At 69.3% G+C, this 26891-nt stretch carries 21 protein-coding genes and 1 riboswitch; of the genes, 10 read left to right on the forward strand and 11 right to left on the reverse strand.

The features are described from left to right. Positions 1 to 63: 63 nt before the first annotated feature. Positions 64 to 1245, reverse strand: a complete 1182-nt coding sequence (locus DEIMA_RS01715; RefSeq protein ID WP_013555506.1) for an MFS transporter — start codon at positions 1243 to 1245, stop codon at positions 64 to 66. Between the two features lie 152 nt (positions 1246 to 1397). Here DEIMA_RS01715 and DEIMA_RS01720 point away from each other — a divergent pair, with 152 nt between their 5' ends. The 7 genes from DEIMA_RS01720 to DEIMA_RS01750 all read left to right on the forward strand — a co-directional run bounded on the left by DEIMA_RS01720 (position 1398) and on the right by DEIMA_RS01750 (position 8206). Further along, a complete protein-coding gene (locus DEIMA_RS01720) occupies positions 1398 to 1799 on the forward strand; it encodes a MarR family winged helix-turn-helix transcriptional regulator (RefSeq protein WP_013555507.1) in 402 nt (133 codons plus the stop codon). A gap of 217 nt (positions 1800 to 2016) precedes the next feature. Next, entirely contained in the window at positions 2017 to 2922 is a 906-nt protein-coding gene (locus DEIMA_RS01725) for a cation diffusion facilitator family transporter (RefSeq protein WP_013555508.1), read from the forward strand. A gap of 110 nt (positions 2923 to 3032) precedes the next feature. Further along, positions 3033 to 3644 carry a hypothetical protein gene (locus tag DEIMA_RS01730; protein ID WP_013555509.1) on the forward strand — a complete coding sequence of 204 codons (612 nt, stop codon included), beginning with the start codon at positions 3033 to 3035 and terminating at the stop codon, positions 3642 to 3644. Positions 3645 to 3949: 305 nt separating this feature from the next. Further along, positions 3950 to 4732, forward strand: coding sequence for an APH(3') family aminoglycoside O-phosphotransferase (locus DEIMA_RS01735; RefSeq protein ID WP_043816370.1), 783 nt, complete (start codon positions 3950 to 3952; stop codon positions 4730 to 4732). Positions 4733 to 5167: 435 nt separating this feature from the next. Beyond that, positions 5168 to 5791, forward strand: a complete 624-nt coding sequence (locus tag DEIMA_RS16645) for a TetR/AcrR family transcriptional regulator (RefSeq protein WP_013555511.1) — start codon at positions 5168 to 5170, stop codon at positions 5789 to 5791. Next, positions 5788 to 7308, forward strand: coding sequence for an FAD-dependent monooxygenase (locus DEIMA_RS01745; protein WP_013555512.1), 1521 nt, complete (start codon positions 5788 to 5790; stop codon positions 7306 to 7308). The genes DEIMA_RS16645 and DEIMA_RS01745 overlap by 4 nt, the downstream gene beginning before the upstream one ends. Positions 7309 to 7381: 73 nt before the next feature. Next, positions 7382 to 8206, forward strand: a complete 825-nt coding sequence (locus DEIMA_RS01750) for a hypothetical protein (RefSeq protein ID WP_013555513.1) — start codon at positions 7382 to 7384, stop codon at positions 8204 to 8206. 69 nt (positions 8207 to 8275) lie between these two features. On the opposite strand, the gene DEIMA_RS01755 is transcribed toward DEIMA_RS01750, so the two are convergent. Further along, positions 8276 to 11512, reverse strand: coding sequence for a YhgE/Pip domain-containing protein (locus tag DEIMA_RS01755; RefSeq protein ID WP_013555514.1), 3237 nt, complete (start codon positions 11510 to 11512; stop codon positions 8276 to 8278). Positions 11513 to 11619: 107 nt separating this feature from the next. Here DEIMA_RS01755 and DEIMA_RS01760 point away from each other — a divergent pair, with 107 nt between their 5' ends. Then, positions 11620 to 12198: a TetR/AcrR family transcriptional regulator gene (locus tag DEIMA_RS01760; protein ID WP_013555515.1), complete on the forward strand. Its 579-nt coding sequence runs from the start codon at positions 11620 to 11622 to the stop codon at positions 12196 to 12198. 22 nt (positions 12199 to 12220) lie between these two features. Continuing rightward, positions 12221 to 13231, forward strand: coding sequence for a serine hydrolase domain-containing protein (locus DEIMA_RS01765; protein WP_013555516.1), 1011 nt, complete (start codon positions 12221 to 12223; stop codon positions 13229 to 13231). A 29-nt stretch (positions 13232 to 13260) separates the two neighbouring features. On the opposite strand, the gene DEIMA_RS01770 is transcribed toward DEIMA_RS01765, so the two are convergent. The 8 genes from DEIMA_RS01770 to DEIMA_RS01805 all read right to left on the reverse strand — a co-directional run bounded on the left by DEIMA_RS01770 (position 13261) and on the right by DEIMA_RS01805 (position 23813). Continuing rightward, complete coding sequence (locus tag DEIMA_RS01770; protein ID WP_013555517.1) at positions 13261 to 13890, reverse strand: RNA ligase family protein; 630 nt, start codon at positions 13888 to 13890, stop codon at positions 13261 to 13263. Between the two features lie 148 nt (positions 13891 to 14038). After that, a complete protein-coding gene (locus DEIMA_RS01775; RefSeq protein ID WP_013555518.1) occupies positions 14039 to 15943 on the reverse strand; it encodes a PAS domain S-box protein in 1905 nt (634 codons plus the stop codon). After that, on the reverse strand, positions 15940 to 17331 hold the full coding sequence (locus DEIMA_RS16650; RefSeq protein WP_013555519.1) for a GGDEF domain-containing response regulator: 1392 nt from the start codon (positions 17329 to 17331) through the stop codon (positions 15940 to 15942). The genes DEIMA_RS01775 and DEIMA_RS16650 overlap by 4 nt, the downstream gene beginning before the upstream one ends. Positions 17332 to 17534: 203 nt before the next feature. After that, entirely contained in the window at positions 17535 to 18431 is an 897-nt protein-coding gene (locus DEIMA_RS01785) for a glycoside hydrolase family 26 protein (protein WP_013555520.1), read from the reverse strand. Then, positions 18428 to 19615, reverse strand: coding sequence for a glycosyltransferase family 2 protein (locus tag DEIMA_RS01790; protein WP_013555521.1), 1188 nt, complete (start codon positions 19613 to 19615; stop codon positions 18428 to 18430). Before DEIMA_RS01790 ends, DEIMA_RS01785 begins: the two co-directional genes overlap by 4 nt. Before the next feature lie 140 nt (positions 19616 to 19755). Continuing rightward, entirely contained in the window at positions 19756 to 20505 is a 750-nt protein-coding gene (locus DEIMA_RS01795) for a glycoside hydrolase family 16 protein (RefSeq protein ID WP_013555522.1), read from the reverse strand. Positions 20506 to 20518: 13 nt separating this feature from the next. Beyond that, positions 20519 to 20594, reverse strand: a riboswitch (cyclic di-GMP riboswitch). A gap of 207 nt (positions 20595 to 20801) precedes the next feature. Beyond that, complete coding sequence (locus DEIMA_RS01800; RefSeq protein ID WP_013555523.1) at positions 20802 to 22442, reverse strand: polysaccharide deacetylase family protein; 1641 nt, start codon at positions 22440 to 22442, stop codon at positions 20802 to 20804. 216 nt (positions 22443 to 22658) lie between these two features. Next, positions 22659 to 23813 carry a family 16 glycosylhydrolase gene (locus tag DEIMA_RS01805; RefSeq protein WP_013555524.1) on the reverse strand — a complete coding sequence of 385 codons (1155 nt, stop codon included), beginning with the start codon at positions 23811 to 23813 and terminating at the stop codon, positions 22659 to 22661. A gap of 171 nt (positions 23814 to 23984) precedes the next feature. On the opposite strand from DEIMA_RS01805, the gene DEIMA_RS01810 reads away from it, so the two are divergent. Next, positions 23985 to 24395, forward strand: a complete 411-nt coding sequence (locus DEIMA_RS01810) for a hypothetical protein (RefSeq protein ID WP_013555525.1) — start codon at positions 23985 to 23987, stop codon at positions 24393 to 24395. A 19-nt stretch (positions 24396 to 24414) separates the two neighbouring features. Here DEIMA_RS01810 and DEIMA_RS01815 read toward each other — a convergent pair whose 3' ends face one another. Next, entirely contained in the window at positions 24415 to 25839 is a 1425-nt protein-coding gene (locus DEIMA_RS01815; RefSeq protein ID WP_013555526.1) for a replication initiator protein A, read from the reverse strand. Positions 25840 to 26891 lie beyond the last annotated feature (1052 nt).

Below are 26891 nucleotides of genomic sequence, written 5' to 3' on the forward strand. Positions count from 1 at the left end.
CTTGGGAGGCATGAACGGCCGCCCGAGGCCCCTATGCAGGGGCCTCGGGCGGCGCTGTGCTGTTCAGTCGGTGGCGGCTGGGGCGGCGCGGTGGCGGTCCAGCCGGCCGCTCAGCAGGGTGAGCAGCAGGCCGCCCGTGACGAACACGGCGCCAACCCAGGGCGTCGCCCCCAGGCCGAGGGGACTCTGCACGATCAGCCCACCCACGAACGCGCCGAGGGCAATGCCGAGGTTGAACGCGGCGATGTTGAGGGCGCTGGCGACGTCCACGCCGCCGGGCGTGAACCGCGTGGCGAGCTGCACGACGTACACCTGCAGGCCGGGGACGTTCGCGAACGCGAGGGCGCCCATGAGGAAGAGGGTGATGACGGCGGGAACGGCGTGCGGCGCGGTGAAGGTGAAGGCCAGAAGGACGGCGGCCTGCGCAAGGAACAGCGCGGTGAGGGCCCGGACGGGGTGGCGGTCGGCGACGCGTCCGCCGAGGACGTTGCCAAGGGCAATGGCCACGCCGTACACGAGCAGGAGGACGCTGACCATGTCGGCGCTGAATCCGGTGAGGTGCTCCAGCACGCTGCCGAGGTAGGTGAAGGTGACGAAGGTGCCGCCGTACCCGAGGGCGGTCATGGCGAAGACGAGCAGCAGGCGGGGGTGGATGAGGACGTTCGCCTGGTCGGTGAGGCGCGCGGGGGCGCTGCGGGGGAGGTCGCAGGGGAGCAGGGTACTGGTGGCGGCGACGGCGAGGGCGCCGAGGGCGGCGATGACCCAGAAGGTGGCGCGCCACCCGAGTTGCTGGCCGATCCAGGTGCCGGCCGGGACGCCGAGGGCGGTGGCGAGGGTGAGGCCGGCGAACATCGTGGCGATGGCGCTGGCGCGCTTTTCGGGCGTGACGAGGCCGGCGGCGATGGTGCTGCCGATGGCGAAGAAGACGCCGTGCGCGACGGCGCTGAGGAGGCGGGCGGCGAGGAGGAGCGTGAAGTGGTCGGCGAATGCGGCGAGGACGTTCGCGGCGGTGAAGAGGGCCATGAGACTCATGAGGAGGCTTTTGCGGGGGAGGCGTCCGGTGAGGGCGGTGAGGATGGGGGCGCCGACGGCGACGCCGAGGGCGTAACCGCTGACGAGGAGGCCGGTGGTGGGGATGGTGGTGTGGAGGTCGGCGACGATGGTGTTGAGCAGGCCGACAATGACGAATTCGGTGGTCCCGATGGCGAAGGCGCTGATGGCGAGGGCGAGGAGTGCGGGGGGCATGGTGGGGCTCCTGAGGGTGGGCTGCGCGTTGGGTGGCGCAGGGGACTTAAGTCGATTATTGTTTGCGCAAGCAATTCTTGCACGTGCAATAAATTAGGTTGTGTTTCCCCCACTGTCAACTCCATGCCGCACACTGGACACTCAGGAGACCTATGACCGCCCCCACAGACCTCGAACAACGCTGGCAGACCCTCGACCAGGAGTGGCAGACCGTCAACCGCGCTCTTGAACACGCGCTCCAGCAGCACCACAATCTCAGCGTCAGCGAATACAAGGTCCTGGCGGCCCTCGAAGCCAAACCCGACCATCACCACCGCATGCAGGTCCTCGCAGATCTCGCCGGTCTCTCCCAGAGCGCCACCACCCGGCTTGTCGCCCGCCTCGAAGCCCAGGACTGCGGCCTGCTCGCCCGGTACCTCTGCGACACCGACCGCCGCGGCGTCTACACCGAAATCACGCCCGCCGGCCTGACCAAACTCGCCCGCGCGCGCGCGACGCTCCAGCACACTCTGGAAGCCCTCTGGACCCCCAGCACCGCCACACCACACGACTAACCACCAGAGCGGCCGGGGAGGAACAGCGCGGTGCGTTCACCGCGCTGTTCCTCCCCGGCCACCTGCCGGCGCCGAGGCTCGCGGCCACAGCAGCTTCCCAGGACCGGTTCTCGAACCGGTAGTTTTACTCACATCTGAACAGATGTTCATATATTCTGGGTATAGTCCCACGCGGCGACCACCCGCCACACCCCACCCACGACGAAAGGACGCCGACATGGCCCACGACCACCACGGACACAGCCACGCCCCCACCCACTACGGCCGAGCCTTCGCCATCGGCATCACCCTGAACGTCGGCTTCGTCCTGCTGGAACTCACGTACGGCCTCCTCTCCCACTCCCTCGCCCTCATCGCCGACGCCGGCCACAACGCCAGTGACGTCCTCGGCCTCATCATCGCCTGGACCGCGCACACCCTCAGCCGACGCCGCCCCACCACGCACTACACCTACGGCCTGCGGCGCACCAGCATCCTCGCGTCCCTCACGAACGCCGTCCTGCTGCTCATCGCCGTGGGCGCCATCCTCGTCGAGGCCGCCCGGCGCTTCACGGCCCCCGCCCCCGTCGAGGGCGGCACCGTCATCTGGGTCGCCGCTGTAGGCATCCTGATCAACGCCGCCACCGCCGCGCTGTTCGCTTCCGGCCGCAAAGGCGACCTGAACCTCCGCGGCGCCTACCAGCACATGCTCGCCGACGCGGCCGTCTCACTCGCCGTGGTGGTGGCCGGCGCACTCATCGCCTGGACGCACTGGGCGTGGCTGGACCCCGTCATCAGCGTGATCGTCGCCCTCGTCATCCTGGCGGGCACCTGGGGACTGCTGCGCGACAGTGTAAACCTCGCCCTGGACGCCGTCCCGGAAGGCATTGACCTGAACGCCGTGCGACAACACCTCCTCACCCTTCCGGGCGTGACAGCCGTGCACGACCTGCACGTGTGGGGCATGAGCACCACCGAAACCGCCCTCACCGCGCACCTGATCATGCCGGGCGGCGCCCCTGACGACGCGTTCTACGCCGCCGCGCAACACGACCTGCACGAGCGTTTCGGCATCGAACACCCGACGCTGCAGGTGGAACGCGGCACCGCCACGTGCCGGTTCACGCCGGACGAAGTGGTCTGAGGGCCGCCCAAACAGCCCAGCACCGCCCCACGTGGTCGCCGCACGCGCCAGGCCTCACTGAAGTGCGGCACACTGTGGACAGGCCGTCGTTCCCGCCCCCGGAGTCCCCCATGACCATCCCGTCCGCCGAGCACCCCGCCCCCGCCGTTTCACTGGTGACCCTGACCGGCACGTCCTCCGACGCGCTGTACCGCGTGGCGCAGCACATGTGCGTCCTGGCGCCGCACACGCACCTGGACCTGTACGTGGTCCGCAGCGCCCCCCTGAACGCCATCGGCGTGAACGCCGACCGCGTGTGGCGGTGCGGCGCCGTGCTCGCGCTGACCAGCGACCTGCCGCAACTGCGGCATATCGAGCACCTGCAGCGCCAGCCGCTCGTCGCGGACCCCGACCCGTTCGATGACCTGCTGCAGGCCACGCCGGCGTACCACGTGGAACGCTCCGAGGCGCTCACGGACCTGATTGCCGCGACGTTCGCGCTCGCCCGCGCCCTCGACCAGCGCGCGCCCCAGTCGACGGACCGGCTGGGTGGTCTGCTCACGCGCCTGCGCGGCACACCGCGCGCCGCACCCCGGGACCCGGCCGCGCTGATGAGCGACCTGAACCGCGCCGCGCAGGCCGTACAGGTGCGGGAGCATGCGGTGCGCGCCGCACCTGCAACGACGGAAACGGCCGAATGGGATGACGTCACCGCAGACTGGGACGACGTCGATCCAGAGTAAAGCGGCGCAGGGCTGCGGCTGACGACCCTGCGCCGCTTCACTCCGGCGGATGAGGCGCCGGATCCCTGTCACCCCTGCGAGCGGTGTCTCCACCATTCCACCTTCAGGGCAGGAGGCGCCCGGCAAGCCACCATCCCCGCCCCCTTCACGCGTCAGCGAAGGAGGCCCTCTGGATGCCGCTGGTGAAGGGCACTCAGCAGGCTCGGTTCGGAGGGTGGGGCAGAACTGAGGTCCTTTGTGCCGTACAGCATCAAACCCTTCAAACTCGCAAAATCGCCTGCGGGTCTGACCGGTATGCTCGCGCTGTGAGCGACCCCAACGTAACGAACTTGACGTTGCCTGCCTCCCTGCGCGCGATGCTGTCCGGCGAGCGTTGGGAACCCGTGACGGTGGGCGAAAGTGACGCCGACGTGTACCGCTCGTCGCGCTTCGTGCTGAAACGGCAACGTTCGGGCGACTTCGACACCTTGCGCGGCGAACGCGAGCGCCTGGGGTATTTCGCCGGTCGTGTGCGCGTGCCGGACGTCGTGGCGTACCACGTCGAGGACGACGTGGAGTACCTGGTGGTGGAGCGCCTGCCCGGCACGGACATGAGTCACCCAGCCCTGCAACGGGACCCTCGACGCGCGGCGGAATTGCTCGCGCGGGCGCTGCGCGAGGTGCACGCCTTGCCGGTGCATGACTGCCCGTTCGACCGGCGGTTGCGTGTCCGGCTCGCGGACGCGCGCGAGCGCGTGCGCCGTGGCCTCGTGGATGAGGACGACTTCGACGATGAGCGCCGTGGGCGCCGCGCCACCGACCTGCTGAACGACGTTGAACAGAGTTGCCCTGCCGACGAGGACCTCGTGGTCACCCACGGGGACGCGTACGTGCACAACGTCATGGTGGCGGATGGGGAGCTGGCGGGCTTGATTGACGTGGGGCGCGCGGGAGTTGCGGACCGTCACATGGATCTCGCGCTCGCGGCGGGCAGCCTGGCGTCCGATTACGGTGAGGGGGTCGATCAGGTGTTTCTGGAAGCGTATGGGCGCGAGCACGTGGACGAGGAGAAACTGCGGTTCTATCGTCTCCTCGATGAATTCTTCTGATCAGCGAGGCCGCCCAAGACGTGCCGGAGGATCATGAAGGGTCTGGGCTCATGGTGCCGGGGGGCGTGCCTGCTCCTTTCGTGCGGTTCGGTCAATCCTGTGACCCTTTCCGCTTCTGCGCAGGCAGGCGGCGCTATTTTACGGGGCCCCAGCTGACCTGGGGATAGTCTGTTTCCGAGCATTTGAGAGCATTCTTCGCCGTTCATATGAATGAAGAGGGCCTTCGTTGCCTCGCCCTCCGCACTTTCTTGTCAGACGCTCGGTTCACGAAGATTCGTGCCTGGGTTTGCGGAGGGAGCGTCCTGCTCTTCGTGGGACTTCGCCAAGCTTGTGCGGACCTGCACTGTTGTGGCGGCGCAGGTGCCCGCGCACCTTGACAACCGGAAGGCCGAAGCGCACGATCAAACCGTACCGTTCAGTTTGAATCGAGGTGAGATGACCCCGGATTCCCCGCGCACCCTCGCCAAACGCCAGCAGATCCTCCGCGCCGCCCGCACCCTCTTCTTGCAGCACGGCTACGCCCGCACCAGCACGGACGCCATCACCGAAGCGGCCGGCATCAGCAAGCAGACGCTGTACGCGTACTACCGCAGCAAACCCGAACTGCTCGCTGCCACCATCACGCATGAACTCGGGCAGCTGGCCCTCGACGCTCAGCCGCCCGCCCCCGCAACCCTTCAGGACCTCCGCGCGCAGCTGCTCGCCCTGGCCACGCGCGTCACGGCGCACCTGCTGCAGGCGGACGCCATTGCGCTGCTGCGCCTGCTGATCGGCGAGGCCGTTCACCTGCCGGAACTGCGCGCCACGCTGCGGCAGGCCCTGCCCGCCCGGCTCATCGACCTGACAGAGCGGTACCTCGTGGACGCGCACGAGCGCGGCCTGATTCACGCGCCGGACGCGCACCTCAGCGCGCGCCTGCTGGTCGGCCCCCTCATGAGCTACGTCGCGCTCGACGGCCTGTTCGGCGACGCGCCCCCCACCCCCCCATCCCCGGCGACCCTCGCGGCCCTGATTGACCTGTACCTCCGCAGCGTCGCTCTTCCAGGAGCGCCCCCATGACCCCCCCCGTTCTGGACGTCCTGATTGCCGGTGCCGGTCCGACCGGTCTGTTCCTCGCGGTGTGGCTCACGCGCCTGGGCGTGCGGGTCCGCATCGTCGACCCGAAGTCCGGGCCGGTGCAGGAGACGCGCGCCATTGCCGTTCAGGCGCGCACGCTGGAGTTCTATGATCAGCTCGGGTTCGGCGATGCCGCCCGGGCGCGTGGGCGGCACTTCGACCGCCTGAACGTCTTCGTGCGGGGGCGCGAGCGGGCAGCGGTACGCCTGAACGGCCTCGCGGCGGACGTCACGCCGCACCCGTACCTGTACATCCTCACGCAGGACCAGAACGAACACCTGCTGGTCGATCAACTGCGGGCGCTCGGCGTGCGCGTGGAGTGGGGTACGGCGGTGACAGGCGTGGCGCAGGACGATGCGGGCGTCACCGTCACGCTCACGCGCGGGGCGCGCACCGAGGAGGTCCGCGCGACCGCCGTCGCCGGGTGCGACGGCGGTCGCAGTGCCGTGCGGCACGCGCTGCGCGTGCCGCTGTCCGGCGGGACGTACGATCAGCGTTTCTACGTCGCGGACATCACCGCGCGCGGGCGTCTGCGCGCCGACGACGTGAACCTCAGCCTCAGCGACGATGACTTCCTCGCGTGCTTTCCCCTGCCGGGCCGGGACCGGCACCGCGTGGCCGGGCGGCTCCCGCCGGGCGCGCCCGACCACGCGGGGTTCAGTGAGGTGCGTGGGGCGCTGGAAGCGCAGGGGCTCGCGCGCGTGGAGGCCGTGCACTGGTTCAGCACGTACCGCGTGCATCACCGCGTCGCCGACGCGTTCCAAGTGGGCCGCGCATTCCTGTTGGGCGACGCGGCGCACGTGCATACGCCCGTCGGCGGGCAGGGCATGAACACCGGCCTGGGTGACGCGGCGAACCTCGCGTGGAAACTCGCGCACGTGCGGCGCGGCGCGCCCGCAGCGCTGCTCGGCACGTACGGCGCGGAACGCCGACCGTTCGCCGTGTCGCTGGTGCGCACGACGGACCGCGTTTTCACGGCGCTCGTGCAGCGTGGCCCGGTCGCGCGGGCCGTGCGCGTGCGGATACTGCCGGCGCTTCTGCGGGGGGTGACGCGCCCGCGGGCGGTCCGGCGCGCGCTGTTCCTGACGGTGTCGCAGACGCGCCTGCACTACCCGCGCAGCCCCCTGAGTGTGGGGCGGGCGGGCCGGGTGCGCGGCGGGGACCGCCTGCCGTGGGTGCCGCACGCGGGCGGCAGCAACCACGACGCGCTCCGCTCGCTCGCGTGGCAGGTGCACGTGTACGGCGCGCCGCACCCGGAACTTCTGGCGTGGTGCGCGCGGCGGGAGGTGCCGCTGCGCGTGTTCCCCTGCGGCACGCAGGCTCGGCGGGCGGGCCTGCTTGAGGGCGCGGCGTACCTCGTGCGTCCCGACGGGTACGTGGGCCTCGCGGTCGCGGGTGCGACCGTGCCGGCGTTGGACGCGTACGCGGCGCGCTGGTTCCCGCCGGAACCAGCGCGTTAATGCCGCGCGTCCGGACCTCTCCTCAGCGCCACTGTGGTCGAACGCACGGATGGCCCGCTGGCTACACTGAGGCATGGCCTTCAAGAACCTATGGGCGCGCTGCCGGACGCTGGGCGCGCTGGCCTTCAGCCTGAGCGTCGCCCAGGCGGGCGCCGCCGTGCAGTACCGCGTGACGGACGAGCATCACCTGAGCGTCACGCTGAATGGCAGGCCCGTGGTCACCGTGGACTTCCAGAAGGGGACGCCCGCGGCTCTGTTCCGCGCGGCGCCCGGCGAGACGTTCCCGCGGCTGAACGTCGGGGACAGCGTCATGCTGGAGGCCGTGGCGGACCTCGACCGGAACGGCACACCGGACGCGTTGATCGCCACAGTGGACCCCACCGCGAATGGTGGCCTCCCGATGTACACGGTCGTGACGTACGCGGGGGGGCGCGTGCAGGTCGCTGCGGGCGTGCCCGGCTGGGAGACGGCGGTCCTCGAGACGCTGGCGGGCCGTCCGGTGATCCGCATTCGGCACGAAGCGGAGGGCGCGCAGGTGCTGTACGCGTACCAGGGTGGGAAGCTGAGCGTGGCGGCGAAGCAGACCATCCCGGAGCTGTTCGCGCAGCCGTCCGTGCGGGGCGCGGACTTTCGGCAGGATGACCGTGACCGCGTGTTTCGCGTGAACCTGGGTGGGAGCAGCGCCGCCGAGACGATGACGTGCGCGTACTGGTCGCGGTGGGCCATGGTGCGGTGCGGCGTGCAGGACGCGCAGGGGCGGACGCTGCTGCCGGACGACGTGGGCTGCTCGAGGTTCGGGGTGTTGAGCACCCGCACGCATGGGTACCTGGACCTCGTGTGCGACGCGGACAAGGTGGTGCGCTGGAACGGCGCGCGGTACGTCCTGCCCGACCGTTGACGCGCGCCTGACCCACACGTGCGCGAGCGGCGCGCCTGAAGGCGCGCCGCTCGCTGGTTGCCGGGGGCGTCAGCCCTGGTCGGTGATGATGGGCGAGCGGAACTTGTCGTCGGGGGTGTACTTCCAGAAGGCCCGGCCAAGCAGGGCCACCAAGAAGCTGACAGCGCCGACGATGAGCATACGGGTGATGAAGGTCGTGTACTGCCCTTCGTACGAGCCGAACAGTGCGTACCGTAGGGCGTTGATGACGTCCGTGACGGGCACGATGGAGTGAATCGCCTGGAAGAAGGGCGAGGCGAGTTCGACGGGGTAGCTGCCGCCGGACGCAGCGAGCTGCACGACCAGCAGCACGAGCGCGAGGAGGCGGCCGGCGCCGCCGAGCAGCAGGTTCAGGGCGAGGACCATCATCATGAAGGTCAGGCTGCCGAGCACGGCGGTCAGGACGACGAGGCCGGGGTGCAGGAACGGCACGCCGAGCAGGTGCACGCCGAACGTGACGATCAGGGCCTGCAGCACGACGTACCCGGCGGGCACAGTGTACTTGCGCAGGACGCGCGCGAGCTGGGACGTGCCGCGTCCGCTTTCGGGAAGCAGCAGGTACGGGAAGATGAAGGTCGTGAGCGTGCACCCGACCCACAGGGCCAGCGCGATGAAGTAGGGCGCGAAGGCGGCGCCGTTGTTCTTGACGTTCGCAGTGTTCTGCTCGACGACCTGTACGCTCGCGGCGAGGCCTTCGGGGTCGCCGCCAAGCTGCTCAATGCGGCTGGGGACCTTGCGGTACAGTTCCGCGAGGCCGTCGTGGAGTTTCGTAGCGCCGTCCTGCAGGTCGCCCGTGCCGGTGGCGAGGCGGGTGGCGCCGTCCTGCAGCTGCCCGAGGCCCTGCGTGAGGTCGCTGCTGCGGTCCGCGAGGGTGCGGGCGCCGCTGCTGAGCTTGTTGAGGTCCTGCTGCGCGGGGAGCTTACCGGTGATGGTGCCGAGCGCGTCCTTGATGCTCACGTTGCCCTGCACGAGGGTGTTCACGCCCTGCTGGAGGGTTTGCGCGCCGGTGGCGAGCTGCGCGGCGCCCTGGGCGGCGTCGCCGGTCTTGTCGGCGAGGGTGGCCGCGCCCGCCTGCAGTTTGCTGGCGCCCGCCTGGAGTTGCGCGGTGCCACTCGCGAGTTGCCCCGCGCCCGTGACGGCCTGGGTGCTGCCCTGCGCGGCCTCGTTCAGTTTCCCGGCGAGGGTGGCCGCGCCCGTCTGCAACTGCCCCGCGCCGGTCGCCAGCTGCCCGGCGCCAGCGGCGAGCTGCCCCGCACCCGTGACCGCTTGGGTGCTGCCCTGCGCGGCCTCGTTCAGTTTCCCGGCGAGGGTGGCTGCGCCCGCGTGCAGTTTGGTGGCGCCTGCCGCCAGTTGCCCGGCGCCGGCGGCGAGTTGCGTGGCGCCGCTGGCGAGCTGACCCGCGGCCTGGGCGGCGTCGCCGGTCTTGTCGGCGAGGGTGGCCGTGCTGGCGTGCAGTTTGGTGCTGCCCGCCTGGAGTTGCGTGGCGCCGGCGGCGAGCTGTTCCGCGCCCGTGGCGGCGTCCTGCGCGCCGCGCGACGCCTGTTGCGTGCCGGCCTGGAGCTGCGTGGTGCCCTGCGCGAGCTGTTCGGCGCCGGCGGCGAGGTCGGCGGTGCCCTGCTTGAGGGCGCCCGGCAGGAGGACCTGCCCTTTGACGCTGTTGGCCAGCTGACGGTTGCCCTGCGCGAGTTTGCTGGCGCCCGCGTTGAGTTGTTCTGCGCCGGTGTTTAGGGTGGTCAGGCCGTTCTGGAGTTGCGGGAGGCGCTGGGCGAGCTGCGCGGCACCGACGTTGAGTTGCGTGGCGCCCTGCTGCAGGTCGCCCGCGCCAGCGTTGAGGTCCTGCGCGCCCTTGTGGAGCTGCGTGAGGCCACCGGCGAGTTGCGTGGCGCCCGTTGAGAGTTGCGTGGCGCCCCCCTGGGCCTGCGTGGCGCCCTTGTTCAGGTCGCCGGCCCCGCTGCTGAGCTGCCCGGCGCCGCCCGCCAGTTGCTTCAGGCCGTTCTGCAGCGTCGGGAGTTGCGCTGCGAGCTGCGTGGCGCCGTCGCGGAGTTGCGTGGCGCCCTTGTTCAGGTCGCCGGCCCCGCTGCTGAGCTGCCCGGCCCCGCCCGCCAGTTGCTTCAGGCCGTTCTGCAGCGTCGGGAGTTGCGTCGCGAGCTGCGTGGCGCCGTCGCGGAGTTGCGTGGCGCCCTTGTTCAGGTCGCCGGCCCCGCTGCTGAGCTGCCCGGCCCCGCCCGCCAGTTGCTTCAGGCCGTTCTGCAGCGTCGGGAGTTGCGCCGCGAGCTGTTGCGTGCCGGTGTTCACGCGGGTGGTGCCGCTGGCGAGGTCGCTGGCGCCGGTGCGGAGCTGTCCGGCACCGGCCTGCAGTTGCTGGAGGCCGCCGGCGAGTTGCGTGGTGCCGTTTGCGAGCTGCGCGGCGCCAGTCTGGAGGGGTTGGAGCTGCCGCTGGCCGGGCGCGGCCGCTTCGAGTTTGCGCAGGCCGCTGCTGAGCTGCGTGGTGCCGTCTGTGAGCTGGCGGACGCTGCCCGCAAGGGTGCGCGCGCCGCTGGTGAGCTGCTGGCTGCCGCTCTGCGCTGTAGTGAGGCCGTCCGCGAGGGTGGTGGCGCCGTCGGCGAGGGTGCCGGTGCCGGTCTGGAGGGTGCCGGCGCCGTCGCGGAGCTGGCGGGTGGCGTCCCGGATGTCCGCGAAGCCTTTCTGGACGTCTTTGAGGGACGCCTGCACGACGTCCCAGCGGTTGCTGCCGAGTTTGTTGTTGAGGCTGGTGGCGATTTCCTTGGCGACGCTGCTGCCGACGCGGCTGGCGAAGTAGCTGCTGCCGGGAGCGCTGTAGAGGCGCAGCTGGCCGTGCTGGCTGCTGTTGCCTGCGATGGCGTCCTGGCTGAAGTCGCGGGGTACGGTGAGGGCGAAGTACACGTCGCCGCGGCGGACGGCGTCCTGCGCGGCGGCTTCGGTGCGGTACGTGATGAGTTTGACGGGGGGGTCGTCGCGGAGGTTCTGGACGAGGTCGTCGCCGAGGTGGTAGGTCTTGCCGCGGTAGGTGGTACCGGCGTCGACATTCACGAGGGCGACAGGGAGGTCGTCGAGGTTGTTGTAGGGGTCCCAGACGCTGGCGAGGTAGATGCCGACGTACAGGACGGGAATGAACAGGATCAGGAAGGCGGCGCCCCACATGATGGGGGCGCGCCAGATGCGGCGTTCGGCGGGGCTGAGGAGGCGGTAGTCGGTAAGGAGACCGCGTGAGCGCGGCGTGGTGGGTTCAGGGGTGGGGTCTGTCATGGGCGCTCCGGGGTGGATGGGTGAGGACGGGTCAACGATGCTCATTCTGCGCTTTTCATGACACTCTGTCAAATGACAGAGTGTAAAAAATCCGCTACGATACAGGCATGCCCTCCACCGTCCACCGCAAACGCCTCCCCTCTGCCGACCGGCGCCAGCAGATCCTGCAGGCCAGCGCTGACCTGTTCGTCGAACGCGGCTTCGAGGCCGTCACCATGGGCGACATCGCCACCGCCCTCGGAATCTCCCGCCCCGCCATCTACAGCTACTTCACCTCCACCGAAGCCATCCTCGACGTCCTCCTCGACGAACGCCTCCACACGCTCCTCGACACCATCGAGCCCCTGCTGCAGGACCTCCTCCCCCAGCGCCCGCAACCGACCATTGCGGAAACCATCTTCCGGCACCTCATCGCCGAACGCGACACCCTCACCCTGCTGCACAGCGGCGGCGGCCCCACCTTTCAGGCGCGCCGCAATGCCTTCCTGAACGACCTCGGGCACCGCGTCAGCCTCGACCCGGCCCTGCTCATCAAACGCCACCCGCACGCCCTGCTCATCCTCACCTCCCTGCTCGACAGCCTCGCGTTCCGCGCCATCACCGACCCCACCATCGATCCGGACGCCCTCGCCGTCACGCTCAGCCACTTCGTGCGCGGCGGCCTCGGCGACCTCTCCGCCACCTGAGCGCGCAACGCGAGGCTACCCCATGTTCCGCCCCGACCCGCACCTGACGGCGCTCACGCAGCTCTCAGACCTGCTGAGCCGCGACGTCCGCACGCTCCGCCCCCTGCTGCGGCAGGCCTTCGCGCGCGGCGGTGTGCTCGGCGTGTCCCACCACGGCACGCCCCTGCTCCTCCCCTTCCGGGGCGTGCCTGCCCGCGGCATCTTCGAACTGGCGAGCGTCACCAAACCGTTCACGGCGGCCCTCGCAGCGGCACTCGTGGACGCCGGGCACCTCTCCTGGGACGCGCCGCTGCGCACGCGCGGCGGGCCGTTCCGGGCCCTGCCCGCCACCATCACGCCGCGCACGCTCGCCACGCACACGTCAGGGCTGCCCGCGCACCCGGCACGCGCCGCCCTGACGGTCCTCACGCACTACCACGACCCGTACGGCGGCCTGCGCGCCCCGGACGTGCTCGCGAGCGCTGCCCGCTGGGCGCCGCGCCGCGCACCGCACCGCTTCGGCTACAGCAACCTCGGCGCCGGCGTGCTCGCCCTCGCCCTCGCGGACACCGCCGGCGAGGCCCTCAGCGCCGACGGATTCGCTCGGGCGCTGCGCACGTGGGTCACGGACCCGCTCACGCTGCCCAACGTGAGCCTCACGCCGGGTGCACCGCTGGTCCTTCCAGCCGGCCCGCTCGGCAGCGCGCGCACCACCGGGTTCGGCGGACTCGTCGGCGCCGGCGGCCTGTTCGGCAACGCCGACGACCTGCTGCGTTTCGGCGAGGCGCACCTCGACGGCCGCGCCGGAACCCACTGGACGGCGCAGGAACGTCCGGCCGCGCTGCCCGCGCCCATGAGCGCCGTCACGCCCGGGTGGTTCGTGACCGGCGCGGCGCACTGGCATGACGGCGTCGCGCGGGGCACCCGCACCGCCGTGGGGTTCGCCGCGCCGTCCGGCACGGTGGTGGCCCTGCTCGCCCGCGGCGGCGAAACGCCCGCCGGGCCACGGGACGTCCTGCCGCGCCTCCTGCGCGCCCTCCTCAGCACCGCCTGAAGCCCTGCGGCCCCCGCCGCGCGGTCCCGTCAGGGCGTCCGGCGCAGCCCGTTGGGCGTCACGGCCCGGTGCATCCAGTGCTCATCGGTCGTCACGTGCCCCGCCCGCACCCATTTCGCCACGCACCGCGCGAACGCCGCGTACGCGAACGCCTCCGCAACCCGCACCACGTACCCTTCCATCACGGCCTCGTCCACGCGGAGCGCCCGCACGCGCGCCTCGTCCCACACGCCCCGGTACAGGACGCGCGGCGTCGGCACGCCCAGGACCCCGGCCCAGCGGACCGTCTCGTCCCAGCTGAGCGCCGTGTTGCCCTCATCCCAGACGCTGAACAGGTAGAAGTAGCTCTCCAGCTGCTCGTACGCCAGCGAGTGCCGCGCGTACACGTTCTCGCCGCACACGCGCCACCCCTGCGGGATGCTGTGCCCCACACGGCCCTGCAGGGCCTTCACCCAGTGCCGGGACGGGTGCGGGCGCGGGTCGAGGGAGCGCGCGTGCAGTCCGTCACGGTACAGGGTGGTGTTCTCGCCGTCCAGCTTCTCGGTGACCACCACCTCGCGGCCCTCGAAGTCCCGCAGGTCCACAAGGAAGGTGTCATCGGCGGTGGCGCCCGGCGACCAGGGCAGGTGGGGCGTGCGGGGGTACTTGAGGCGCGTCATGCAGGTTTACCCCTCCAGGGCACTTCCGTCCACGCCGCTGTTGAGCGGCGCGCCGGGTCTGCCCGCAGCTTAGCAACGCCGCCGCGAGCCACCCACGGGCATTTGGCGGGGGCGGCGCAGGCCAGGCGGCGGATGCGGCGCGCGCCCCTCAGGGGAACTGCACGATGAACGTCGTGCCGGCATCCACGCGGGTGTCCACGTCGATCTCACCGTGGAAATGCCCGGTGATGATGTCCCGGATGATGGACAGCCCCAATCCTGTGCCCTTCCCGACGTCCTTCGTGGTGAACATCGGCTCGAAGATGCGCGGCAGCACACTGGCGGGGATGCCGCTGCCGTCGTCCGTGACGCGCAGTTCCGTCCGGCCCTGTACGCGGTCGAGCGTCACGGTGACGCGGGAGCCGCGCCCGCCTTCGCAGGCGTGAATGGCGTTCACGACGAGGTTCGTGACGACCTGCGTGAACCGCCCCGGCTCGCCGCGCACCACCAGGGGTGTGCGGGTGACGTCCAGGATCAGGGCGATGTTCGCGGCGCGCGCCTGGTGCGCGAGCATGGCGAGCGTCTCGCTCGCGAGGCGCCCCGGGTCGAAGTCGACGGCGCCGCTGTTCACGTCCCGGGTATGGCCGCGCATACGGCGAATGAACTCCCCGATGCGCCCGGCCGTCTGTTCCGCCTCGCCGAGTGCCTGCCGGAGCTCCCGCGCGATCTCGCGGTGGTCGTCGTCGTTCACGCCGGGCGCGCCGATGGAGTCGAGGTACTCCTGCGCGAGCCGCGCCGCTTCGTGCAGGTAGTTCATGGTCGCGGCGAGCGGCGTGTTGATCTCATGCGCGAGGCCCGCCGTGAGCCGCCCGAGGCTCGCGAGTTTCTCGCTGGCGAGCAGGCGCGCCTGACTTTCCTGCAGCGCCGCCTGCGCGGCCTGCGCTTCGGTCACGTCGCGGGAGTTCATGACGATCCCGTGAATGTTCGGGTCGTCAAGGCGGTTCGTGGCGACCCATTCCAGCGCGCGCCACCCCTCGCCGTCCCGCGTGCTGAATCGGCTGACCAGACGGACCGCCGCGCCCGTGCCGCCGCGCACGACGACCCTGAACGCCTCCAGAATCTCCGGGTGCTCGTCGGGGTGCATGTACCGCAGGCAGATCTCACCGAGGATGTCCGGCAGTTCGTACCCCAGGATGGACGTCATGGAGGGGCTGGCGTACTGGATGGCGCCCTGCCGGTCCAGCACCGTGATGATGTCCGTGCTGTTCTGCACGAGCGCCCGGAAGCGCGCCTCGCTGGCTTCGAGGGCCGCCTCGACGCGTTTGCGTTCGCTGATGTCCTGCGTGAGGATCAGCAGGATCGGCTGCCCGCCGGCGTCCTGCAGGTCCAACAGCTCGCACGACAGCAGCACGTCGCGGACCGCGCCGGACCGGTGATGCAGCTGCGACTCGAACTGGTGCACGCGGCCGTTCGCCTCGACGGTACGGGCGATGTGCGCGCGGTCCGCGGGGCTCACCCAGACGTTCAGGGTGCGGTTGTCACTGCCGATGACCGTCGCCCGGTCGTACCCGATGACGTCGAGGAACGCGTCGTTGGTGTCGATGACGTGCCCATCATGCAGGCCGGTGAGGGTGATGCCCACGGGCGCGGCCGCGAACACCTGCTCGAAGCGGCTCTGCAGGGCGCGCATGCGTTGTTCCGCAGCTTTCTGCCGGGTCACGTCGATCATGACGCCGCCGAGTTTCACGAGGCGGCCATCCTGCACGATGGGCGTGACGCGGTCGCGCATCCAGACGACGCGGCCGTCGCCGGTGAACATGCGGTACTCCTGCTGGAACGGCTCGCCGCGCGCGACGCCCAGTTCGGTGTCGCGCAGGACGCGCTCGCGGTCGTCCGGGTGGACGTGGTCGTCCCAGAAGTTCGGTGTCTGCCACTGCGCGGCGGTGTACCCGAGGAGCGTCTCGACCTTGTCGCTCACGAAGGTGTTCTGACGCGTGGCCGGGTCCGCTTCCCAGACGACGCCGTCCACGAGTTGCAGCAGGGCCCGGAGGTGCTCCGCGTCACTGAGGATCATGGGGCGTCCGGGGCCTCCTGCGCGACCGGCGCGGTGGCGGGCGCGACGACGGTGCGGTTCCGGCCACCCCGTTTGGCCTCGTACAGCGCGAGGTCCGCGCGGCCCAGCAGGTCGCTGGCCGCGTCGCCGTGCGGCGGCCCGCCGGGCATGGGGATCAGGGTGGCGAGGCCGATGCTGGCGGTCACGCGGATCGCTTCGCCCTGCCACGTCAGGTGGGTGTTGTGCACGGCCGCGCGCAGGCGTTCCGCCATGACGAGCGCGCCGGCGCTGTCGGTGTGCGGCAGGAGCGCCACGAGTTCCTCGCCGCCGTACCGCCCGATCAGGTCGCTGGCGCGCGCCTGCGCGCGCAGCTCCTGCCCGAGGGCGCGCAGCAGTTCATCGCCGGCGAGGTGCCCGTACGTGTCGTTCACGCGCTTGAAATGGTCGATGTCGACAATCAGGACGCTGGTGGGGTGCCCGTAGCGGCGGGCGAGCGCGAGCGCGTCGTCAAGGCGCGTGAGCCACGAGCGTTTGTTCGCGAGGCCGGTCAGGTCGTCGATGGTGGCGAGTTCGTACAGGCGGACGTTCTCGATGGCGACGGCGGCCTGCGTGGCGAAGATCTCCAGCAGGTGCAGGTCCGGGCTGGGGTCGGGGGTGAGGTCCAGCAGCACCACACCGATCATGCGTTCGCCTACGCGGAGCGGCAGCGCCGTGAACGGCGCGAGGGTCGGCTGTCCGCTCGCGGCGGCGTCGAGGACGGCGCTGCGTTCATCGTCGGTGAGGGCGTGCCAGTGGCTGCGCTCGAAACGGCCCGTGGCAATGCGGATACGGAAGTCCTTCTGGTCCGGGGTGGCCACGAAGCCGCTGCCCTTCCCGACCGGCTCGTGCTCGGGAATGGTGGCGAGCCACGCGCTCGTGAAGCCCAGGATGCCCTGCAGCTGCAGCAGGATGCCGCGCAGCAGGTCCTCCAAGGGTTGCAGGCGGTGCAGTTCGGGCGTGACCTTCAGGATGTAGCTCAGGCCGTCGCGGGACGCGTGCAGCGCGTTCACGTGGCGGTAGGTCTTGAGGGCCGCGTCGACCCACACGAGCAGCTTGTCGGGGCCCTCGCTCTTGTCGTGGTACCCCTGAATGTCGAGTTCGCGCAGCATGTCGCGCGGGGGCCGCTCCGACGCGTACCCGGTCTGCAGGACGATCTGCAGCTTCTGGTTGAAGGTGCGGACCTCCCGGACGACGTCCTGGCCGGTCATGCCGGGCATGAAGTAGTCGAGCAGCATCAGGTGCACGTCGTGCTGACGGCAGAGGTCCACAGCGGTCTGGCCATTCTCGGCGCTGAGGACCGTGTGCCCGTTGCCTTCCAGAAGGCGCACGATGGTCTGCCGCAGCACATCGTCGTCGTCGACGACCAGCACGGTATGCCCGGACGGCGGAACGCTCTGGCGAAGCCTAGCCAAGGCCGTGCGTGCGCGTGCCCGGCGCGTGGGGGAAGGCGTGGGCGGGGGGACAGGGTCTCACGGTCCCCTGATGATAGAGGGGGTACTTTACAGAGTAAATCGGATTTTTAATACTCGGTTCCCATCCTTCTCACCGCACGCGGCGCCCGGTCCTCGCGTGCTCACCGCCGAACGCAGGATTTGAAGGCGTCCAGCGCCGCCTGACTCGTTGAGAGGCGCCAATCGACGTTCTGGTCCCGGATGTGAAACCAGAACAGCCGCTTCACCTGCGGGTACTTCGGCAGGGTGCGGCACAGGTCCCGAATCCACCCGGCCTTGCTGCCGCCCCGCTCGGCGCTCGACACCTCCCCCAGCTGAATGGGTTTGCGCGTGAGGGCCGCCACCGCGCGAATGGACGGCGCGAACGTCTGCTCGAAGGTCAGCCAGCGGTTCCACGGGTTGGTCGTGCCCCAGTTGTAACCGTCCAGGCCGACCTCGTCGACGTACGCGTCACCGGGGTACAGCGCCCGGTACGACGCGCGCGCCGTGGGGTAAAGGATGTTCGGCGTCCACACCCACCGGACGTTCGCGCGCTCCTGCCGGAACACGTCGTGCAGGTGACGCCACGCGCGCACGAAGTCCTGCGGGGTGTTCTTCTGGCCCAGCTGGTACGCGCCCCAGTCGCCGTTCATTTCCGGCGCGAACGTGATGCTGACGGGCCGACCGAGCGTGCGGACGGCGCGGGCGAACGCGCGCACGTACGCGTCGTGCTCGCCGGCGGCGATGCTGCGGTACGGCACGCCCACGTACGCGCCGCCCCTGAGGATGCGCGGTTGCCACGACACCTCGAGCGCGCGGCGTTCGCGCGTGAGCGCGCGCGCGTACGGCAGGTCGAACGGCTCGCGCCAGTCCTGGAACCAGCGCACGGCCGTGAAGGTGCAGCCGAGTTTACGTTCGAGCGCGCCGAGCGTTCGGCCGTCGCGGGGGATGGTGACGCCGAACACCCCACACGGCGCGGCGCCAGCTGTGGTGAAGCTGACGCCGGCGAGCAGCAGGGCCGCGAGGGGGGTCCGCCTCAAGCGCGGCTCCCCTCGAGCTGCACCCCGTGGCGCTTGAGTTTGTCCCAGTGGACGACGGAGCCGCGCAGGTAACGGTACAGGGTCACAGCGATCACCATCGCACCAAACGCGCGGATGAACAAGCGTTGTGGCCACACCAGCGCGAGGTTCTGCCAGCGGTCCCGTCCGAGCAGCACCGCGAGGGACGTCGCGGCGAGTTCCGCGCCGAGCGTGGTGAGCAGCGGCTCGAGCCAGCTGAGGGCGGCGCCCGCGCTGAGAATGAACGCGACGAGCGTGAAGTCGAGCAGTGGGGCGAGCAGGCCGCCGCCGATGCCGAACAGCAGGACGTACGGCAGGCCGAGCAGGCCGAGCGTGCCGGCGCGGCGGCGGAACATCAGGTGGCGGTGCTTGCCGAGCACCTGCCACGTGCCGAACATCCAGCGCAGGCGCTGACGCCACAGGTCGTGCAGGTCGGCGGGCGGCTCGGTGTAGCTGCACGCGCGCGGCTCGAAGTGCACGCGGTAGCCGCGCGCGGCGATCTGAATGGTCAGGTCCATGTCCTCGGTGACCGTGTCGGTGCTGTAGCCGCCCACGTCGCGCAGCAGGGCCGTGCGGAACGCGCCGGCCGCGCCGGGCACGACCGTGATGGCGCCCAGCAGCTGCTGGGCACGCTTGTCGAGGTGCTGCCCGACCAGGTACTCCAGCGCCTGGAAGGTGGTGAGCCAGCTGCGGCGTCCGGCGACGCGGACGTCGCCGGACACGGCGCCCACGCGGGGGTCCTTGAAGTGCGCGGCGAGCGCGGCCAGCGCGCCGGGCGCGAGGACGGAATCGGCATCGACGGACACCGCGACGGGGTACTGGATGTGCGGCATGGCGGTGTTGAGGGCGGCAGCCTTGCCGGCGTTGCTCTGCTGGATGAGTTTGACGCGGCGGTCCCGGTGGGCGATGCGGGCCACGATGGCGGCGGTGTTGTCGCTGCTGCCGTCGTCGACGACGATGACCTGCAGACGTTTGATGCGTTGCGCGAGGACGGATTCGATGGTGCGCTCGATGCCGACTTCCTCGTTATACGCGGCGATCAGGACGCTGACGGCGCCGTTGCGGGGGAGGGCGCGTGGGGCAGTGCGGGCATGGCAGCAGGCGAGGGCGGCGGTTAGCAGCATGCGCACGAGGAAAAGCACGGCAATGAGGGCGATCCAGACCATGCGTTTTAGGAGAGCGCGTGGGCGGGCGCGGCTCATGCGCGCCACATTCACTCACGTTACTAATTTGCGGATTTTTCCTCAATTTTTCACATACATGTGAAAAATCCTACATCCCATGAGCAGGGTCTCAAGTGCCGCCCTCAAAGCGCAGGCGTGAACTTCACGTAATCGACGAGCATGTACAGCCGCCCGCTCTGCACCGCCCCGCCCCATCCGGGATCGTTCGTCGGCCAGACATTCAGGATCAGGTGCGCAGCGTCCTGCGGAACCGTCTTCCGCGTCAGGAACTGCTCCCGGCCATCCACGAAAAACCGCAGCGACCCAGGCGTCCACTCCCACGCGTACGTATGGAACTGCGCCGCGAGCGAACCACCGGCCGCGCCTTTCGCCAGCTTCCAGTCCTTGTCCTGCCGTCCACGCCACGCCGTGAAGTTCGCGTCCGCGATGCGGTGCCCCTCGATCTCCACGTCGATCTCCGTGCGGCTGTCGTCGTAGTAACTGAACGCCGCGCTGATGTTCCCCGCGTGCGCCTGCCCCGCCCGCTTCGCGGACGCGCTGTCACTGGCGGCCCGCATGCGCACCTCGTACCGGCCGTACCCGTAGCGCTCCTTCGTGCTGAGCTCGGCAGCGCGCGCGCACCAGCCGCTCCCACAACGGTCCACGTTCATCTCGAGCACGAGGTTGCCGGCGCCGTCCGCGTACGCGAGCGCCGGATCAAAACGACCAGCGAGCCCACGGCCCTGCCAGAAGCCGTTCCAGTCCGACGCGGCCCACCGGGCGCGGTCCAGCTGCTCAAACTGATCTGTCCAGCCCGCCGCCTGCGTGGGGTTGGCGCGTGAGGTACCGGCGAGCGGCAGCAGGGCCAGGACAGCGAGGATGATTCGGCGCACGGAGCGTCTCCCTTTCGGTAGCCCGGCCGACCGCGTGGGTCCCGTTGGCTTTGCGTCACCGCCTTGCGACGGGGTTGCCTGTTCGTGTGGATGCCTGTGGTCCGAAAACTACCCTCAACATAAAGGAAAACTTCAGGCTCTCCAAGGGGAAAACTCACACGCACGCCAAGGAACCCTTCGCCTTGGTGTGCGCGACCCACAGCTCTCCACCCCACGCGCCGGAACGCTGACCGTGGGATTCACCGAAACGACAAGGAGCGGCCCCGGAAGAACCGGGGCCGCTCTGAACGCTGCGCCTACCTGAGGCCGAGACGCGCCAGGGCGTCTGCCGCCGTCACGATGGGCACGCCCTGCTCGCGCAGGTAATCGATGGTCTGCGCCAGGTACTGCTGCTGCTGCTCATCATGCTGCTCGCGGTTGCCGGGGTGCAGCATGAACACCAGCCACCCGCGGCGGGCCACAGCGTCGTCGATGGCGGCGCGGTACGCGGCCATGGTGTTCTGCCCGGCGTCCGTCCAGGACCCGAACGCGACGCGGCGAATCTGGTAGTTCGTGTCGAGTGGCGTGTCATTCACGCCGCCACGGTCGATGAATGCCGTGCGGTACGTCTGGCAGACCTTTTCCCGCACGGTCGCGTTCTGACTGCCATACGGGTACACGAAGGTGTTCACCGTGAACCCCTGCTCCTCCAGGTCCTGCCTGGACCCCTGAATTTCCGCGTCGAGATCCGCGTCGCTGAGCGTCACGAGGTCGGGGTGCGTGCGGGTGTGGCTGGCGATTTCCCACCCGGCGCGCTGCAGGTCCCGCACCTGCTCGGGCGTGGCGAAGTACGGGTCGCCGGACAGCATGTTGCGGCTCTCGATGGCGGCGGTCGCCACGACGCCCTTCTGCCTGAACAGGGGCAGCAGGCGCGAGTGGTCCGCGGCCGTGCCGTCATCACTGAGGAACGTGACGAGGGGCCCGGCAGCGTTCAGCCGCCGCAGGCTGTTCGGGCTGACCCCCTGCACGCAGCTGCTGAGTGGGCCTTCCTGATCGAGCAGGTACGTGGGGTGGTCGCCGGTTGTGAGACGGAGGTTCGGGAGGCGCACCGTCGTGAACCCCCTGGGGGCGGTGGCCGCGTCCGGGCCGATGTACGCGATCTCGCGGGCGCCGCTGAGACGCGCACGCAGGGCCACGCTGTCGTTGCTTTCGCCAACGTTGCGGGTGACGCGGCGGGCGCCGCCGGTGCTGAGCAGCAGGCTCATGTTGAACTTCTGCGGGGCGTTCCCGGCGAGCAGCGGGAGTTTCGTGGCGAGGACCAGCGTGCCCGTTTCGCCGGGGCGCAGCACCTGGCTGCCGTCGCGCGGGTTGATGACCGTGAACCCGTACTCGAGGACGTCATCGCCGGCCGCGAGGGTGCCGCTGGCTTTGGCGCTGTTTTCCAGACGCTGCGCTTCAGCCGCCGCGAGGCCCTGGAAGGCGTAGCTGCTGAGGACGTTCAGGTGGTCGCCCGGGCGGATGTTCTGCGCGACGCGCTCGTTCAGGTACGGTCGGCCCTGCGCGTCCTGCAGGCGCGTGATGGCCGTGCCGCCGATACTGCCGTTCGCCTTGCTGTAGGCGACCATGGTGAGGTTCGTCAGGGTGGTCGCTGACGTGTTCGTGACCTCGAACACGCCCCACAGGTACCGGCGGTTGCTGCGCTCATCGTCGTACGTGCCGGTACCGGCCGTGCGGACGCGCACCGCGCCGGTGGGGGCCGCCGGGTCGAGGGCGACGCTGGCGGCGAGCTGACGCGCACCGACGGGGCCACCCAGCGGGTTACTGAAAGTCGCGTTGAACGTGCCGAGTTGCGTGAGGGTCTCGGGGGTGTCCGGTGTGGTGGGACGGACAGGAGCGGTCGTACAGGCGCTCAGCAGCGCCGTAAGGGTGATAAGGAGCGGGCGACAAGGTACGTGCATGGGGGTTCTCCGGGGCGTGTGAATGTCGCGGCGCCCAGGGCGTGTGGACGCTCGCTGGAGGCCGCTCAGGGGACGCACGCATGTTAAAGACCTCACACTTTGAACGTTCGCACGCCGAACTCATGGTTCGTTCATCCTTGATCCGTGAACCAATGAAGGCCACCCGTTGCCGTGTGACCCTCTGGGAATCCGCCTGAACCTGTCGGGCAACTGCCCTTACTGCACCGCGCCGCTGGCACTCACCGTGTATGTCGGCGTGCCGGAGGCCCACACCACCCGCACGAAGTACGTGGCATTCGGCTGCACCCGCACCGTCACCGACTCGGCGTTCGCTTTTCCGCGCGCGCTGCGGCCCAGCAGCGTCCGCCCATCAGCGGCGTACACCTCCAGGTCGCTGTTCGTGGCCGTCGTGAGTTTCACGGTGGCCGAGCCGCCCGCGCCATTCGCGCGCAGCGCGTACCAGTCCTGCGTGTCACTGGCGCTCACCGCGCCCGTCGCGGGCACGCCAGCGCGGAGGGTCGTGGCGCCCTGCGCCGTATCGTCTGTGAGCGCGGGCGTCCCGTCCACGACGGACGGCGTGAAGCTCACGTAATCCACCAGCAGGTATTTCGTGCCCGGCGTGGCCATCCCGCCCCACCCTGCCGAGTTGGTGGGCCAGAGGTTCAGCATCAGGTTCGCGGCGGCCTGCGGGACGTTCACGGTCGTGCTGCGCTTCAGCGTGCCGTCCAGGTAGAAATTCACCGCGGTGGGCGTCCAGTCCCAGCGGTAGGTATGGAAATCCTGGCTGAGGTCCGCGCCGGCGCTTACGGCCCCGACGTCGTGCAGGCTCGTCGTCTTCCAGGCGCCCGCCCAGGTGGTCGTGCGGTTCTGCCCCTCGACCTCGTGGTCGATTTCGGTTTCCGAGTCGTTGGTGTAGTTGAAGAAGGCGCTGACGTCACCGCTGCTGCCGACGCCCGTCATGGCGGGGTTTGCACTGGTGCTGGCGGAACGCAGGCGCGCCTCGTAGCGGCCGTAACCGTACCTGGCGAGGGTGGAGAGCTCTGCACCGCGCGCGGACAGGTCCGCGTTGACGTCGAGGCGCAGCACGAGGTAACCGTCCTGAACGCTGACGTTCTCGGGCGCCCAGGCGCCGGTCAGGCCGTTGTGCGCCCAGAACGGCGTCCATCCGCTCGTGGACAGCGCCCAGCGGCCCGTATCGAGGGTGTTGAAGTCGTCACGCCAGCTTCCGGCGACCGGCGCGGTCGGGTCACTGGTGCCGTTGGCACTGATGGCGGCCTCAGGCACGGCCACCGGTGAGGTGGCGGGCGCGCTGGTGCACGCGGCGAGCATGGTGGTGAGCGTGACGGCGAGCAGGTGCAGGTGACGCGGCATGGTGTTCCCCCACCGCTTAACCTAAAGGTTTGCTTAAGTGACGTCTGTTAAATCCTCGCGCCTTTTGTGCGCTGTACCAGAAAAAAGCCACACGCCCATGCCCACCGTCCCTGAAGTTCCCTTCAGCGGACCTCATCCCGGCACGCTGGCCGCCGTCAGTAGAGTCCGCCCATGCGCTCCCTCCTCGCCGCCGCTCTCCTCGGCTGGAGCAGCGCCGCCACCGCCACTCCGACCCTGCACGGCGCGTGCCTGCACCTGCTGACCAGCAACACAGCTCACGTGCCCTTCGGGGTGCGCGAATACGAGAACCTCATCCGCACGCACACCCAACCGCTGACCGGCCCACAACCGAACTGCACGCACACGGCCACCTTCCAGCTGGCCCTTACGCCCACCACCGCAGCGGACGTGCAGCTCACCCTCACCCTCGCCCTCGCCGATCACGACGTCACCCCCAGCGACCTTCAGGACACCGCGTACACGCAGACGCTCACGCGCACCCTCCACCCCAGCGACGACGCCCTCAGCGCCACCCAGGCCATCCTCCGCGAGCTGCTTGCACCCTTCCAGGCCCAGCAGTAGCGGGGCGTGACCGGACCCCTCAGCGCTCCACAGACGGCGCGTTCAACGCCGCCTGCGCACTCGCCTGCGTGAGCTCCTCCGCGAGGTCCTCCAGACCCAACTCCATCGCGGCGCGCGTCGTCCGGCGCACCAGGTCCCCGGGCGTGACCTGCCCGCTCAACATGGCGTCCCGCAGGTGCGCGAGCGTCTGCGTGGACAGCCGCTTCCCGAACATCACCATGACAGTCTTCATGGCCTGCTCCGTCTGCTCCACCAGCGGCAGATCCTGCCACGACGCTTCCCGCCGCGCCGCCTCCGCGTCCAACTGCTGCTCCGTGGCGCGCGCCCGCGCCTCCTGCTGCGTACGCAGGTGCTCACGGCGACTGCGGGACACGAACCCGGCCGGGTCACCGTACTTGCCCTCCTCGTCCCGCACGACGTCCACCAGGAGCGCCGCCCGGTTCCGGGCGCTGTACCCATTCGCCAGAATCGCGTGGTACCGCTCCAGACGCTCCTCCACCCGCGCGGCCCCGTATTGCCGCACCAGCTGCCGCGCGACCGTGGGGGTCACCCCGTGCTGCGTGAGCTGCGCCACCGTCGCCGGCTCCGCAACCTCCTCGGCCACGTCTGCCATGAACTCGTACCGGATGGTCTGCCTTACGCCGCGCCCCTCGTACGTCACGCCGCGCAGGTAGCCGTGCTGCACGAGCTCCGCGTGCGCGCCCTCCAGCGTCCGCTTCACCTTCGCGGGCTTGAGGTCCACGATCTTGCACGCCTGCGCCCACTCAATGATGTTCACCTCGTACGCGAGGACGGCGGGCGCGTCGGGCGCGGCGCGCTGCGCGTCGAGCAGGCGGTACAGGGCGCGCGTGAGCGGCCGCTGCAACCGCGAAAGCAGCGACAAATTGATGGGCTTGATGTACCGCGCCCGGACGGACTGCACGATCTCCCGCGCCAGGGAAATGCGCAGGATGCTCGCGCCGGACAGTTGCAGCCGGTCGTCGTCGCTCGTGAACTCCAGACGGTCGATGTACCGGAAGCGCACGGTTGTCCAGCGGTTCCCGGACCGCCAGGCTTCACTGACGCTGTAGGACGCTGTGGAGAGCCGGTCCAGACTGGCCCGCAGGGCGTTGTAGTAGTAGCCGCTGGTGTCCAGGCCCGTGACTTTCAGGATCTGGTACGCCGTGGTGCTGAACGTGCCGTCTTCGGGACTTCCCGCATCCAGGTACAGTGTAATGAGGGCCAGGGAGACGTCGTTGTCAAGGCCGTGGGGCACGCCACCGTGCTGCGGGAGGGCGTCGCAGGTAAGGCGTGCGCGGCGCCCGTCCACGACGTACTCGACGCGCCAGCTGTTGTGGTCTTCGGGGATGCGTTCCTGAATAGAGATCAGGCCGAGACGCACAGCGTTCGCTTCGTCAAATCGCTGCAGAACGGGCGTTTCTGGGGTTCGGCGCTTCCGGGTCATGACCTCAGCATCATTCTAGAGCTTTCCTCTGAACGCACTGCGTCAAGCACATTCGTGCTTGGAGAGCCTGGTATCGGAAGACTCGGGCCATTTTAGCCGCAGCGCCCGAGGCGCACACTGCGGGTATCGGAAGACTTGGGCCATTCTACCCGCTGTAGGTATCGGAAGACTTGGGCCAAAACCAGGGAAATGACTGATGCACTCGACGTTTTTCGCTGGCCCATCACTGTGGAAAAGCAATGGAGGTCTGGGTATCGGAAGACTTGGGCCGTTTGGCCTCCCGAGTATCGGAAGACTTGGGCCGTTTAGCCTCCCGAGTATCGGAAGACTTGGGCCGTTAAGAAGTTTTCCCCAGGAAAAGCACGGAAGACTTGGGCCAAATTATCCACAGAGGCATCGGAAGACTTGGGCCAAAACTATCGGAAGACTTGGGCCGTTTGGCATCCCAAGTATCGGAAGACTTGGGCCAAAACTATCGGAAGACTTGGGCCGTACGAGCCTCTTTTTATCGGAAGACTTGGGCCAAAAAGCTCCGTAAACATCGTCCAGCACAGGTCTCGACCAGTGCCTTGTTGTTGACATCAATATTTTCTTTTTTTAAAAACATATATCAATCAAAAACAAACAACAGGACCCGCCTAACCATCGCATTTTGGCTGCCTACCCCCAATGGCCTGGTCGAAGAAGGGAAAATCGCGTGCAGAAAACGGCCCGTGTCTTCCGATAACCATTTCTCCTCTCCCCTGCGCGACGCTGCCCTCAATCAGCTGGCGCACTGGCCATTGGTGTGAAGCGTTGCTCTGACAGACGTGCGTTTCTGTGCGCAGAGCTGGCTGGGTTCCGCTGTGGGTAACAAGGTCTTCAGGTGCTGGCCTGGCACACCAAGGGTGTTTACCGCTTCTGAGCTGTTTCTAGTCAGGCGGTTGAAAGTGCGGCATATACTCGAACGGCTATCCAGAAAACTTATCAGAAAGAAAACTAGTAAAACATTTATGGTATTTGGTGGACTGGCCATCTGGACTTGGTACGTCTGGAGCACGGTGAGGCCGACC

Source organism: Deinococcus maricopensis DSM 21211, assembly GCF_000186385.1.
Lineage (GTDB): Bacteria > Deinococcota > Deinococci > Deinococcales > Deinococcaceae > Deinococcus_B > Deinococcus_B maricopensis.

Coding starts and splice junctions, on each gene's coding strand:
- DEIMA_RS01715 (WP_013555506.1), bottom strand. CDS start 1,245: ATGCCCCCCGCACTCCTCGCCCTCGCCATCAGCGCCTTCGCCATCGGG.
- DEIMA_RS01720 (WP_013555507.1), top strand. CDS start 1,398: ATGACCGCCCCCACAGACCTCGAACAACGCTGGCAGACCCTCGACCAG.
- DEIMA_RS01725 (WP_013555508.1), top strand. CDS start 2,017: ATGGCCCACGACCACCACGGACACAGCCACGCCCCCACCCACTACGGC.
- DEIMA_RS01730 (WP_013555509.1), top strand. CDS start 3,033: ATGACCATCCCGTCCGCCGAGCACCCCGCCCCCGCCGTTTCACTGGTG.
- DEIMA_RS16645 (WP_013555511.1), top strand. CDS start 5,168: ATGACCCCGGATTCCCCGCGCACCCTCGCCAAACGCCAGCAGATCCTC.
- DEIMA_RS01745 (WP_013555512.1), top strand. CDS start 5,788: ATGACCCCCCCCGTTCTGGACGTCCTGATTGCCGGTGCCGGTCCGACC.
- DEIMA_RS01750 (WP_013555513.1), top strand. CDS start 7,382: ATGGCCTTCAAGAACCTATGGGCGCGCTGCCGGACGCTGGGCGCGCTG.
- DEIMA_RS01755 (WP_013555514.1), bottom strand. CDS start 11,512: ATGACAGACCCCACCCCTGAACCCACCACGCCGCGCTCACGCGGTCTC.
- DEIMA_RS01760 (WP_013555515.1), top strand. CDS start 11,620: ATGCCCTCCACCGTCCACCGCAAACGCCTCCCCTCTGCCGACCGGCGC.
- DEIMA_RS01765 (WP_013555516.1), top strand. CDS start 12,221: ATGTTCCGCCCCGACCCGCACCTGACGGCGCTCACGCAGCTCTCAGAC.
- DEIMA_RS01770 (WP_013555517.1), bottom strand. CDS start 13,890: ATGACGCGCCTCAAGTACCCCCGCACGCCCCACCTGCCCTGGTCGCCG.
- DEIMA_RS01775 (WP_013555518.1), bottom strand. CDS start 15,943: ATGATCCTCAGTGACGCGGAGCACCTCCGGGCCCTGCTGCAACTCGTG.
- DEIMA_RS01790 (WP_013555521.1), bottom strand. CDS start 19,615: ATGGTCTGGATCGCCCTCATTGCCGTGCTTTTCCTCGTGCGCATGCTG.
- DEIMA_RS01800 (WP_013555523.1), bottom strand. CDS start 22,442: ATGCACGTACCTTGTCGCCCGCTCCTTATCACCCTTACGGCGCTGCTG.
- DEIMA_RS01805 (WP_013555524.1), bottom strand. CDS start 23,813: ATGCCGCGTCACCTGCACCTGCTCGCCGTCACGCTCACCACCATGCTC.
- DEIMA_RS01810 (WP_013555525.1), top strand. CDS start 23,985: ATGCGCTCCCTCCTCGCCGCCGCTCTCCTCGGCTGGAGCAGCGCCGCC.
- DEIMA_RS01815 (WP_013555526.1), bottom strand. CDS start 25,839: ATGACCCGGAAGCGCCGAACCCCAGAAACGCCCGTTCTGCAGCGATTT.